At 67.7% G+C, this 11,996-nt stretch carries 11 protein-coding genes and 3 pseudogenes; 5 read left to right on the plus strand and 9 right to left on the minus strand.

The window, feature by feature from the left end; all coding sequences use genetic code 11:
- A partial coding sequence (locus Manayef4_RS21790; protein ID WP_254665790.1) for a hypothetical protein occupies window positions 1-508 on the plus strand: 508 nt, incomplete at its 5' end.
- A 68-nt stretch (window positions 509-576) separates the two neighbouring features.
- On the opposite strand, the gene Manayef4_RS21795 is transcribed toward Manayef4_RS21790, so the two are convergent.
- Together Manayef4_RS21795 and Manayef4_RS26435 are read right to left on the minus strand one after the other, a co-directional pair.
- Entirely contained in the window at window positions 577-1,143 is a 567-nt protein-coding gene (locus Manayef4_RS21795; protein ID WP_035734546.1) for a maleylpyruvate isomerase N-terminal domain-containing protein, read from the minus strand.
- A gap of 129 nt (window positions 1,144-1,272) precedes the next feature.
- A complete protein-coding gene (locus tag Manayef4_RS26435; protein ID WP_023841871.1) occupies window positions 1,273-1,404 on the minus strand; it encodes a hypothetical protein in 132 nt (43 codons plus the stop codon).
- A 209-nt stretch (window positions 1,405-1,613) separates the two neighbouring features.
- Between Manayef4_RS26435 and Manayef4_RS26315 the strand changes: the two genes are divergently transcribed.
- Window positions 1,614-1,805: a hypothetical protein gene (locus Manayef4_RS26315; RefSeq protein ID WP_235463362.1), complete on the plus strand. Its 192-nt coding sequence runs from the start codon at window positions 1,614-1,616 to the stop codon at window positions 1,803-1,805.
- Window positions 1,806-2,161: 356 nt separating this feature from the next.
- Here the strand turns inward: Manayef4_RS26315 and Manayef4_RS21805 are convergent, their stop codons facing one another.
- From Manayef4_RS21805 to Manayef4_RS21830, 7 genes and pseudogenes are all read right to left on the minus strand, one after another.
- On the minus strand, window positions 2,162-2,704 hold the full coding sequence (locus Manayef4_RS21805; RefSeq protein WP_023841869.1) for a DUF6262 family protein: 543 nt from the start codon (window positions 2,702-2,704) through the stop codon (window positions 2,162-2,164).
- Window positions 2,701-3,786 (minus strand): site-specific integrase, encoded by a 1,086-nt coding sequence (locus Manayef4_RS26320; RefSeq protein ID WP_175443449.1) that lies wholly within the window; start codon window positions 3,784-3,786, stop codon window positions 2,701-2,703. Before Manayef4_RS26320 ends, Manayef4_RS21805 begins: the two co-directional genes overlap by 4 nt.
- A gap of 252 nt (window positions 3,787-4,038) precedes the next feature.
- A pseudogene (locus Manayef4_RS26325) lies at window positions 4,039-4,890 on the minus strand (IS630 family transposase); the annotation flags it as partial.
- A 40-nt stretch (window positions 4,891-4,930) separates the two neighbouring features.
- A complete protein-coding gene (locus Manayef4_RS21815) occupies window positions 4,931-6,151 on the minus strand; it encodes a cytochrome P450 (protein ID WP_070133222.1) in 1,221 nt (406 codons plus the stop codon).
- Between the two features lie 31 nt (window positions 6,152-6,182).
- Entirely contained in the window at window positions 6,183-6,566 is a 384-nt protein-coding gene (locus Manayef4_RS21820; RefSeq protein ID WP_023841866.1) for a putative thioesterase, read from the minus strand.
- Window positions 6,567-6,585: 19 nt separating this feature from the next.
- The gene (locus tag Manayef4_RS21825) at window positions 6,586-7,761 is read right to left on the minus strand and encodes an acyl-CoA dehydrogenase family protein (protein ID WP_254665794.1); all 1,176 of its coding nucleotides are present in this window, start codon (window positions 7,759-7,761) and stop codon (window positions 6,586-6,588) included.
- A gap of 48 nt (window positions 7,762-7,809) precedes the next feature.
- Window positions 7,810-8,799 (minus strand): ketoacyl-ACP synthase III, encoded by a 990-nt coding sequence (locus Manayef4_RS21830; RefSeq protein ID WP_070133226.1) that lies wholly within the window; start codon window positions 8,797-8,799, stop codon window positions 7,810-7,812.
- A 280-nt stretch (window positions 8,800-9,079) separates the two neighbouring features.
- Between Manayef4_RS21830 and Manayef4_RS21835 the strand changes: the two are divergent.
- From Manayef4_RS21835 to Manayef4_RS21845, 3 genes and pseudogenes are all read left to right on the plus strand, one after another.
- Window positions 9,080-10,551: pseudogene (locus Manayef4_RS21835) on the plus strand (IS1634 family transposase).
- A 377-nt stretch (window positions 10,552-10,928) separates the two neighbouring features.
- Window positions 10,929-11,537, plus strand: a pseudogene (locus Manayef4_RS21840) (3-oxoacyl-ACP synthase); the annotation flags it as partial.
- A gap of 248 nt (window positions 11,538-11,785) precedes the next feature.
- The coding region (locus Manayef4_RS21845) for a transposase (protein ID WP_139140179.1) at window positions 11,786-11,996 on the plus strand (211 nt) is incomplete at its 3' end.

Below are 11,996 nucleotides of genomic sequence, written 5' to 3' on the forward strand. Positions count from 1 at the left end.
GTACGGCGTCCTGCGCCCGTTCACGCGGGCCTTGAGCCGTCTGCGTTCGCTCGCGGTCAGGTCTATGGGTACGGCAACGCGGGGTGACGGCATCACGCACTCCGGGAGCAGGCGGGGTGGGCGTCCAMGGCGACGGCGGGATGATCGTAGCGATCTGCCGGGTGCCGGCAGACTGGTGGGCATGACGGTGATCCCCGAGTCCACGACGTCCTCGATCCGGCTGCGCCTGCTCGATCATGCGGAGCARCGCTGGCCGCAACTCGCCCGCACCGAGGTCACCTACCGTGGCGCGTTCGCCTACGTCGCCGGCGTCCTGCMCGACGGCGAGGAGATCCCCCTGTGCCGGTTGCGCTACGGCGGGTCAGCCCACTCGTTCGGCTTCGCGATCTACTCCGCCGCCCACAACCGCTACCAGGAAGCCGCCCTGCTCACCGGCTACCTCGCCGGTAGCCCCCAGGACGCCCTCGACACCGCCTGCACCGTCCACCTCCCCACCGAACCCAGCTGATCACTGCACCCCCAAAGGACTTCCAGGCTCAACCACTTAGCGCGCGGAAACAGGACACCCGCATCGAGTCAGGCGACGGCGGTCCTCAGAACCCAAGAGGTGACGCGGGGTCGGCCAGGGAGGTCAATCCGTCCCGTGCACCACAACAGTGCCCGGGACGGGTCACCTTCCGGAGCGTCAGGGAAAAGCCGTCCGAGGATGGCGACGCTCAGCGGCTCGGGAGGCGACCACGCGATTTCCAGACCCTGGGTAATGTCGTAGGTGTGGACCAGGGTCTCGCAGACRCCCAGCGCGGCGAAGCCGCTGGGATCGGTGGCCCCCCAGTGCCAGGAGCGGACCTCCGGCGCGGCTCCCGACACCGCCGCGCCGAGCAGACAGCCGCACACCCTAGCCAGTCGCAAAATCTGTCGCGGCGACGCGCCCGGCCGAACTGTCAGGTCAAAGGGCAGGTATTTCTCGTCGCTCTGGGCTGTGAGCTGTACAGCATAAGCCGCGAGGTCGTGGACCACGTGCGCAGCGGTAGTCCAGCAGGTCCACTCCAGGGAACCCGCGGGTATGTGCCAGTCGATTTCGTCATGAGGGGCCAGTACCCGCACCATCTCGGCCACGGCCTGCTGCACCTCGTCAGCACCCACCAAATGCATGGCCCAAGTCTGCCAGCTGGATGGCCAAGGGTCACGGCCCGTGGCGCAGGTTGTTCGACCTGCCGGCCGAAGCGCTGGTGACGAGCGGGTGGGGGCCCAGGGCGGCGGCAAAGTTGYTGGTTAGCAACCGGCCTTCTTGATTGTTTCGAGGGGTCGTTCGGGGTGGCGGGCGTGGTGGCGTAGGGCCTTCGCGATGTTCTTCGCGCCGGTAAGGCGCAGGATGGTGATCGCGAGGTTGCGGAGGCTGGTCATGACCTGCGGCGCGTTTCCGGTGCGGGCGCGGTGTCTGTCCTCGTCGTAGGTGACATCGCGGACCCAGTGGAGGCGGTTCTCGATGGCCCAGTGCGCTTGGGCGAGTTCGGCGAGCAGCCTCGGGCTGGCGTGGTGCGTGGGCAGGCTGGTGACCGCGTGGACGGTTTCGGCTGTGGCTGGGCCGCCGGGCCAGGGGCCGGCGGTGGCGGATGATCCGGACGGACTGGACCGCGTGGGGGAAGCCGATCCCGGCGCGGACCTCGGTGGCCTGCACGGTCCGGCGTTCGACGCGGCCGTGGCCGCGGCTTCTCGTCCGCGACGTGGTGCGGACCTTCGTCCAGCGCAGGGTCGCCAGCTGGGCCAGCAGCGTCGGCCGGTTCGCCTCCACAATCAGCAGGTAGTGCGCTCCGTGGTCGACGAGCCAGGTCGCGGTGTCGTCCTGGGTGTGCAGCGCGTCTTATGGTGACGTCTTCGTTATGCCGACGTGCCGTGGCCTGAGGTGAGCCCCGTTTCTCGGACACCTGCATAGTAGGGACCTTATCCTTCTTATGCGGCGTCCGCAATAGTTGCGATAGTCGCGTGGTAGAGGTTTTCGGCCTGTTCGGGGGTTTGGTAGCGCAGGGTGGAGTGGCGGCGTTTCTCTGGGGGTCGGACGCTGGTCCGGGCGCCTGATCTCTGCGTTTGCGCAGCTCAGGGGCTGTTGACTTGAAGGTATGTTCTGCAACAGGTGTGGTGCAAGGGTGACGCGCCGGGGTTTTTATCGGCTCGTCGGCGGGGTGTTGATGCGGGTTATCATTTCGCGGTTCGCTTGCCGGGCGGCGGTGAGGTCCTGGTCGCGTTCGGCGAGTTGGAGGCGTAGGTCGACGACGTGCTGCTCGAGGTTCATGATTCGTGCGTTGAGTGTGTCGATGTCGGCGGGTGCGCCGAGTCCGGACTCGCGCCAGGTCTGTTCACCGAGGGTGCCGGACAGGCGGTTTTCGAGTTGGTGGATGCGGGTGGCGAGGCGGATGGCGCGTTCGTGGGCGGCGAGTAGGTCGGCCTGCAGGGACGCTCGGGTCACGGTGGGTCCGGCGCTGGGGTTGGGGGCGGGCTGGGCTTCGAGGGCGTGGGCCTGTTCGAGCAGGTCGCGGTGCCGGTAGAGGAAGGTCCGGTCGACGCCGGCGGCGCGGGCGATGCCGCTGATGGTGATCTCCTTGCCGGCGGCGTGGGCGCTGGTGAGGGCGGTCTGGACGCGCTGGCGGCGCCGGTCGGTGTCCGCGCGCCGGCCCTGGGCCATGGCCGCGGTGCGCGGGGTGGTCATGGCGTCGCCTGGCCGGTGGGGACGGCTCCGGCGCGCAGGCGGGGCATGCCGAGCAGCGCGGCGCGGTGCCGGCGAACGGTCGCGACGGCGTCGTCGATCTGGGTGCGTTCGGGCGCGGTGAGCTCGTCGAGGCGGGCGCTGACACGGCCGATCAGCCGGCGGATGCGGGTGATCTCCTCGTCGGAGGGCATGGCCTCGGCTCTCGCCCAGTCGTCGACGTCCGCGGCGGCGAGGAGCCGTTCGCGGGTGCGCAGCAGGTCGTCGAGGTAGCTGGTCAGCTCGGGCAGGTAGGAGACGTCGGTGCGGAAGTGGTCGCAGCCGGCGCAGCGGAACCGGTAGGGGCAGGCCTGGCCGCCGGCGGTGACGTTAGACGGCTCGGCGCAGATCCCGAACGGAACGGCGACCTCGCCGATGGCCCGGCGGGCGTGGGCGGTGTCGAGGAGGGCTTGGGCCTGTTGCCAGACGCGGTTGCCGTGCCGGTCGAACTGCAGGGCGGTGAGCCGGTCGACGGCCTCGCGGCGGCGCTGTTCGCCGACGCGGTAGTACTGCCGGGTGGTGTCGAACTTGCGGTGGTCCATCAGCTCGCGCAGCACGTCGATCGGGACGCCGGCGTCCGCGTGCCGCTGGGCGTAGGTGTGCCGGTAGGCGTAGAGCACGATCCTGCTCCTGTCGAACTCGACTCCGTCGCTGGTGGTCAGGGTCGGCATCCGGCTGACCCAGGTCCGGTGGTGGAACGACAGGCTGAACGCGGTGATCGGCCGGCGGCCGGCGGGGTTGCGCCGGTCGGTCGGCAGCAGCGCGAGTTCGGYGATCGGGGTGTCCGGGAAACGGCCGCGAACCCGCCGTTGCTGGGTGACGACCAGGTCGGCGGTGTTCTCGCCGATCGGGAGGCGTCGGCCGAGCCGGTGACCTTTGTGGTTGGTGTAGATGAGCAGCGGCGCACCGTCGGCATCGCGGGTCAGGCAGTCGAAGCCGAGGGCGGCGATCTCCTCGGGGCGGCGGCCGGTGTCGATCGCGAGCGAGAACGCGGTGCGCATCTCCGCCGAGGTGAGGCTGTCGAGCTGGTCGCAGACCTGCCGCATGATCTCCGGGGGGAGGTCGCGGTGCGGCTCGGCGGGCTCCGGCTGGGCGGGGATGTCGTCGCGGTGGACGGCGAAGTCGTCCCCGAGTCCGCTCGCGAGCCCGCCGGGGCGGGTCAGGCCGAGCGCGCGGATCCGGGTCAGCACCGTGCGGACCTCGCGGCAGGTGCGGATCCGCGCGTCGCCGGTGATCGTACCGATCGACTCCAGGTAGGCCAGCCGGTTCAGGAACGCCTCGATGTCGCCGCKGCGAAGGTGCAGGTGGAAGCGGGGGTGGCGCAGCAGCCAGTTCTTCACCGCCGGGGTCTTGTGGGTGGTGTAGTTGTCCAGGACCAGGTGCAGGTCGTAGCCCTTCGGGACCGAGCAGTCGATCAGTTTGAGGAAACGCAGGAACTCCTGATGGCGGTGCCGCCGGTAGGTCTGCGCGATCACCGCCCCCGACGTCGGGTCGAGGGCGGCGAACAGGCTCGTCGTGCCGTGGCGGACGTAGTCGTGGGTCATCCGCTCCGGCGTACCCGGCATCAGCGGCAGCACCGGTGCGGTACGGTCCAGCGCCTGCACCTGGGATYTCTCGTCGACGCAGAGCACGATCGCCTTCTCCGGCGGGTCCAGGTAGACCCCGACCACGTCACGGACCTTGTCCACGAACAGCGGGTCGGTGGACAGCTTCCAGGTCTCGACCAGGTGCGGTTTCAACCCGAACGCCCGCCACATCCGCGACACCGTCGACTGCGACAACCCGCTGGCCCTCGCCATCGACCGCGACGACCAGTGGGTGTCACCGTTCGGTGGCTTCTCCTCCAACGTCCTTCCGATCACCGCCTCGACCTGCGCGTCGGTGACCTTGCGYGGCGCCCCTGGACGCGCCTCGTCCGACAGGCCCTCCAACCGGTCGACCGCGAACCGGCTCCGCCACTTCGCGACCGTCCCCCGCGTGATCCCGAACTCGGTCGCGATCCCCGCGTTCGTCCCACCCTCCGCGCAGGCCAGCACTATCCGCGAGCGCAACGCCAGCGCCTGCGCGGTCGTGCGCCGCCGAGCCCACCCTTCCAGCACCGCACGCTCGGCAGCCGACAACTCGATGGGTTCCGCGCTCGGGCCAGGCACCAGCCCATTCTATCCGCCCACGAATCTACGACTCAGGACACTAGAATGAGCACGGCAGTTCTTTGATGCCATTCGAGAAACTGGACCGCTGGCGAACGGCCGGRCCGCTGACGTGGACGTTTGGCAGTCTGGTCAGAAGCTCCTTGAGCATGATGGTGATCTCATGACGCGCGAGATGCGCGCCCAGACACCAGTGCGGCCCAGGGCCGCCAAATCCGAGGTGCGGATTCGGATCACGGGTGATGTCAAACCTGTCCGGCGCGTCGAACACCGCGGCGTCCCGATTCGCCGAATTGTAGAACATCACCACTCGATCGCCCGGCTGGTAGACGTTCCCCGACAGCTCGGCCGGTCGGACCAGCGTCCTGCGCATCCAGGTGGTCGGCGTCGCGTAGCGGATCACCTCTTCGACCGCGCCTGGCAGCCGCCCCGGGAGATCCCCGAGCAGCGTCGAGCGCTGCTCGGGGTGCTCCGTGAGCAGCGCGAGGGCGTGGGACAGCGCATTGCGCGCGGTCTCGGCGCCGGCGACGATAAGCAGGGTGAAGAACTTGCCTAGCTCATCGCGCGTCAGGTGGTCCCCGTCCACATTGGCGTTGATCAACCTTGTGATGAGGTCGTCACGCGGATCCTGGYGGCGCTCCTCGGCAAGCTGATGCATCAGAGCATGCAGTTGCCGGTACTTTCGCACCAGCGTCTCCGCGCGGCCGCCGCCGGCCACCTCGGAATACTCCGGGTCGCCGGCCGCGAGAATCATGTCGGTCAGGTTGAAGAGATCCTTCTCCAGCTCCTCTGGAACGCCTAGAATCAGCCGCATCACCCGCATGGGCATCGGTGCCGCCACGGTCTCGACGAAGTCGCACGTCCGCGCGTCCTCGAGATCATCGACGATTCTCTCGGCGATTTCCCCGACTGCGGCAGTCATGTCGGTGACCATCCGAGGGGTGAACACCCGGGCCGCGATACGACGCAGACGAGTATGCCTGGGGGCATCGAGGCTGATGATGGAGCCGGYGAACTCCTGGACCTCCTCAGGCAGGTCGTCCAGACTCGTCGCGACCGGTTCCGAGCTGAAGTCGGCGGGGTTGCTACTCGCGATGCTGATGTCAGCATGCCGGGTGAGAGCATAGAACCCAGCGCCGTCCGGCGTCGGGCAGAAAACTGGCTGCTTCTCGGATCGCAGTCGGGCGAAGACCTCGTTCCYCTCCTCCTGCGGGGAGTCCCAGAACGTGAGATGAAGCAGGTCCGGCGCCATGACAGTCATCGAAGTCTCCTTCGAGTCTCGGAGCGGAAAACTAGGGCGTCGAGCCGGCAAGGCGACGCATGAAGTCCGCACTGATGATTACCGCCCGCCTGTGGGTGCCATCGCACACAATTTCGTCGTCGAGGTTTCTGACCTCGAAGGAGAAGTCCATCTTCCTGGCGAAGTCGCCGGCGGTCACCCGGTACTCCACGTGCTTACCCACTCGAACGGGCAGCCGGTGGCGCATCGTCACTGAGACACCTACCGTCATCTCACCGTCGGCAAGACGCGGCTTCATGACCGCATCACACATTCGCTCGATCTCGCCGAGGATCGCCGGCGTGGAGAGCACGTCGAGTCCACTGTTTCCCCACCGTTCGGCGGAGTCGGCCGGTGACACTTCTTTCGTCACTGTCGCCGCCAGGGTCCTGGTCATGGTTCGACACCTCCGTCTGTCAGACTTCCGAGCCGGCCCTCAGCCAATTGTCGCCATACTCCCGCCCCAACTGGCTGAAGATATTCTTCTTCTGCATCTCATCCGTGCCGCCGGCGATGCGGAACGCGGCGGCGTCACGAAGGTGCCGCTCGATTCCGACCTCACGGTCACAGCCCAGATGCCCGAAGAGCTGCACGATCTCCAGCCCGGCCTCGACAATGCCCTGAGYGGACAGCAGCTTTGTACAGGAGGCCAATGTCCCCGCCCGCGGGTCCTGGCACCGCAATGCATCGAGCGTCACATAGGACAACGCGCGGGATGCCTCGACCGCCACCTTCGTCCGCACCAGCTTATCCTGGATGTACTGGTGCTCTGAGATCRTCGTCCCGAATGCCTCGCGCGTATTCGCACGGTCGAGCGCGACGGGCAGCAGGGATTCCATGTGCGCGGCCGCGATAATTCCGAAGCTCAGCCGGTCGAGCGCGAGGCACCAGTGCAGGATCGCCATGCCGCCGCCGACCCCGCCCAGAACGCTTTCTGTGTCGACCGACGCGTCCCGCATCCGGATAGGCCCGAGCGGGCTGGTGCGCAGGCCGATCAGATCCTCGTTCACGCCGAACTCGACGCCGGGCTGGCCGCGCTCGATCAGGAAGAGCGTGATGTCGCGCTTCCCGACGCCGGCCACCCGCCCGACGATCACTACGACGTCGGCCTCTGGCGCGTTGGTGATGTGGCACTTGTGGCCACTGAGCTCGTACTGGCCGTCGGCAACCGGCCGCGCGGTCGTGCGGACCGCCGCGACATGCGAGCCGCCGGTCGGTTCGGTGGCGGCCGTCGCGCCCACCTGGCCGGCCATCAGACCGGGCAGGTAGCGTCGCTGCTGCTCTGGGGTGCCGTACCGGAGCAACAGCTGGATAACGGCGCCGTGCGCCCCGACGGACACCAGGAACCCCGGATCGTTCGAGCCGAGGGTGAGCCCCTCCAGGGCCGCCATGTAGTCGGCAAGGTCTCCGCCGTCGCCGCCCAACTCCGTAGGAACGGCCACGTGCCAGAAACGGCTCCGAGCAAGCTCGCCCCACAGCGCGCGGTCGAAGGAGCTGTCGCGGTCACGGGCCTGGCTGCTAATCGCCACGGCGGACTTCCCAAAATCGAAGAAGTTTCCTCTGAGTTTCAGTTGGGACGACTTCCACGCCATATCCACCTTGCTGCTCCCCTCTCGTTCCGGGTTACGGGCCGTTTCCGGTCACCACGTGACCAGCGACCATCCCCAGGTCATTCCCGCGCCAAAGGACATCATCAGAACCGTGTCGCCGGAGTGGATACGACCATCGCGTACCGCGGTGTTCAGTCCGATCGGGACTGAAGCGGCCGCCGTGTTCCCGAGGCGATCACCGATCACCACCAGCTGTTTCGGCGAGAACCCCGCGCTCAGGGCGCACTCCTGGACGAGCCGCGGGTTCGCCTGGTGACACACGACATGATCGATCTCGTCCAGCGTCAGATCATGCTCCTCGATGACCTCTCTGACCATCACGGGAAACTCGGCGCGAACGACCGAAGCCACCTTGTGGCCGACCATCTTTGCGTAGTGTTCACCACTGTCGATCTGCTCGTGCGAAAGCGGCAGTCGTGGGCCACCGACGGCGATCTCGGCCAGGTCGCCGTCTGTTTTGAATCGGCTGCCGAGGATCCCGCGACCGGACGTCGAGAAGCCGAGAACGGCGGCACCCGCGCCATCTCCGAAAATCGCGTACGTCTSCCGGTCGGCCGGATCCAGCACACGCGAGTACGCATCGCTGTCGATCACGAGCGCGTGTCCGCGGATCGTCCGAGAAAGTATGAGCGATCGCGCGATCTCGATGCTGTACAGGAAGCCCGCGCATGCCGCATTGACATCAAACGAAACCGCGCCTCGAACGCCGAGCCTCGCCTGCACCATCGGAGCTGTCGGCGGTATGAAGCGGTCGGGTGTGGATGTTGCAACGATCACAGCGTCGATCGCGGCGGCGGCGACGCCGGCCTCCTCGATGGCCATCGCCGCAGCCCCCACAGCGAGATCAGTATTGCTCTCGCCTGCGACGAAACGCCGTTCCCGGACACCTGTCCGGGCCTCGATCCAGTTCTCCTGGACATTGAGCACATCGGCCACGTCCGCGTTTGAGACTCGGCGCCTCGGTAGACTAGAACCCGTGCCCAGAAAACCGACGCTCTCGACGCGCCCTGCGAGCACCATTCTCTGTTCCCTCCTGCGTGCGAGATGCGCGGCTCCCGCTCCGCGGTCGCCAGGCTTACACGATCGAGAGACAACAAGGCGCTCCTACTATGGCTCTATCGCGGCACCGCGCCCCGGCCCTGACTTGACTCACGTTGATCGCTTTAACAAGATTTCAGGTYTGTGACCTGCGGTGTTGTGTCGCTAGGTGGTGAAAAGTCCGCACTAACACGTCGGCTCTACGCTGGGCCGGGTTTCTCTGTAGTTGCGGACGGTGAAGACGAAGTCCGGGGCGCGGGCGGTGCAGATCGTGTACTCGTCGCGCGGGGGCTCGTTGGAGCTGGAGCACATCGGCTCGGCGCACGACGACGCGGCGCTCGAGGCGTTGCGCGCGGTGGCGCGGCAGCCGCTGGCCCGCGGCCAGGGCGAGCTTGACCTGGGCCTGGACGACGCGCCACCTGCGGGTGGGCCGCTGCCGATCACGTCGACGCGGTCCGCCGCGCTGTGGGACGCGCTCAGTCGTGCCTACGACCTGCTGGGGTTCAGCGAGGCGGCCGAGGGCGACGAGGTGTTCCGCCACCTCGTGCTGGCGCGGATCATCGAGCCGACGTCCAAGCAGGACAGCCTGCGGGTCCTGGAGGAGACCGGGATCGAGCCGGCCTCCTATGCGACGGTCAAGCGGCGGCTGCCGGTCTACGGGATCGACGCCTGGCGGCAGTCACTGTCGCGCCGGGCCGCGGCGCACGCGGCGCTGGGACCGGCGTCGCTGCTGCGCTACGACGTCTCCACGCTCTACTTCGAGACCGACGAGGGCGACGGGTTCCGCGAGCCGGGCTAATCGAAGGAACGCCGCCTGAAACCGCAGATCACGATCGGGCTGCTCACCGACGCCTCAGGCTTCCCGCTCATGGTCGACGCGTTCGAGGGGAACAAGGCCGAGACCCACACGATGCTGCCCGTGATCCGGGCGTTCATGGCCGCCCACCAGCTGCCCGACGTCACCATGGTCGCCGACGCCGGCATGATCTCCGAGGCGAACCGCAAGGCKATCGAGGCCGAAGGCCTCTCCTTCATACTCGGCATGAAGCTCCCTGAGGTTCCCTACATCGTCGCCGCGTGGCGGCGCAACCATCCCGGCGAGGACATCCCCGACGGCCAGATCTTCACCCAGCCCTGGCCCGCCGGCGCGACCGACCAGCGTCGCCCTCTGGCCAGGTCATCTACTACCAGTACAAGGCTCACCGTGCGCGGCGCACCCTGCGCGGGATCGACGAGCAGGTCGCCAAGGCCGAGAAGGCCGTCGCCGGGAAGATCCCGGTCAAGCGCGACCGGTTCGTCCGCCTCACCGGCGCGGACAAGTCCGTCAACCGAACCCTCGAAACCCGGGCACGGGCCCTGGCCGGGTTTCGAGGGCTACATCACCAACCTGCCCGACCCGACACCCGAGTTCGTCCTCGATTCCTACCACCGGCTCTACAACATCGAGAAGTCGTTGCGGATGTCGAAGAGCGACCTCGCCGCCCGGCCGATCTACCACACAAACACGAGTCGATCGAGGCCCACCTGACGATCGTGTTCGCGGCCCTCGCGATCTCCCGCCTCGTCGAGCAGGCCACCGGCTGGTCGATCCGCCGGTTCGTCAGCACCGTACGCCGCTACCGCACCGTCGAGATCCAGGCCGGCGAACACACCCTCACGGCCGCCCACCCGCTACCCGACGACCTCCGCGACGCCCGCGACAAGATCCACCAGCCGTCGGGAGGACCGCACTAACTTGAGCCAAGTCAGGTTACAAGGTTACACGATCGAGAAACAACAGGGCGCTCCTACTATGGCTCTATCGCGGCGGCGCGACCCAGCCTTGTCACGAAGACCGGGAAGATGAGCGGCCACGACGACCTGCGTCTGGCGCCGAATTAAGGGAGACGGCCGCCGCGACTATCATCGATCTTTGGTGTCCAGCAGAGGGCCGGGCCCGATTCACAGGCGTCGTAATAGGCGCACGTTAGCGGATTGCGGAAGATTGCTCTCCGCAACGGTGCCACGGCTGCCTGGCCGGTCCTGTGCGGATACCAAGGAGGGCGATTTTCAATGGTCGAGACCGAGGCGCATGGCAAGCGTCGGAACAGTGCCGAGGGCAGGCGACCACTGTGACGGCGTCGGCGGTGATTGCCGGTATCGGCAGCTACCTGCCGCCGCGGGTGGTACACAACGACGAGCTGGCCGGCCGGTTGGACACGACGGACGAGTGGATAAGGTCGCGAACGGGGATCGTCTCCCGGCATTTCGCGGTGCCGGGCATGGCGACGTCGGACCTGGCGGTCTACGCGGCACAGAAAGCCATGAAATGCGCGGACACYGACAGTGTCGACGCGCTCGTGCTCGCCACGACGACGCCTGACCGGCCCTGCCCGGCGACCGGCCCGACCGTCGCTTCCAAACTCGGCCTCGGCGGGGTGGCCGCCTTCGACGTGGCCGCGGTGTGCAGTGGCTTTCTCTACGCCTTGGCGACCGCGTCCGGTCTGATCGCCGCCGAGACGGCCGAGCGGGTCCTCGTCGTGGGCGCCGAGACGTATTCGTCGATAGTCGATCCGACCAACCGCTCGGACGCGGTCATCTTCGGCGACGGTGCCGGGGCGGTCGTCCTGCGCGCCGGTCGCGGCGACGACATCGGCGCGCTCGGACCGTTCGACCTGGGCAGCGATGGCAGCGGCCGTGATCTGATCACGGTACGTGCCGGGGGTTCAGAGCAAAGGCTGGCCCCTAATGGGACATACCGGGCAGCCGTGAGGCAGGCTCGGTTCCGGTAGCCGCCAGCAGGTGAGCACTYGAGGCCCCTGGACGCAGGACGAGTCCTAAGGTCAGACCGTGCCCCTGCCGGTGGTCGGGAGAGCGGACCACAGATGGGATGTCGWGCCCGCTGATCGTGGCGTGAGCACTTGACCATTAGGGCGTGGTGGATCTCCTGGAGGCTGCYGGRCCTGGTGCCGAGAGACGGGAGACCCGGATGCTGTTCGTCGGTGACGACTGGGCGCAGGACCACCACGATGTGGAGGTGCAGGACGAGACGGGTCGGCGACTGGCGAAGGGCCGGCTGCCGGAGGGCGTGGCCGGGATCGCCCGGCTGCACGCGCTGATCGGGCGGCACCTGGCCGAGGACGCCGGCCCGGAGCAGGTCGTGGTCGGGATCGAGACCGACCGCGGCCCGTGGGTGCGGG

The sequence above is a fragment of the Frankia sp. CgMI4 genome, from assembly GCF_001756285.1.
GTDB classification, from domain to species: Bacteria; Actinomycetota; Actinomycetes; order Frankiales; family Frankiaceae; genus Frankia; species Frankia casuarinae.

What these genes read in the sequence shown, in the direction of transcription:
- Manayef4_RS21805 (WP_023841869.1), bottom strand. Translation starts at nt 2,704, where the DNA reads ATGACCACCCCGCGCACCGCGGCCATGGCCCAGGGCCGGCGCGCGGAC.
- Manayef4_RS21820 (WP_023841866.1), bottom strand. Translation starts at nt 6,566, where the DNA reads ATGACCAGGACCCTGGCGGCGACAGTGACGAAAGAAGTGTCACCGGCC.
- Manayef4_RS26315 (WP_235463362.1), top strand. Translation starts at nt 1,614, where the DNA reads ATGATCCGGACGGACTGGACCGCGTGGGGGAAGCCGATCCCGGCGCGG.
- Manayef4_RS26435 (WP_023841871.1), bottom strand. Translation starts at nt 1,404, where the DNA reads ATGACCAGCCTCCGCAACCTCGCGATCACCATCCTGCGCCTTACCGGC.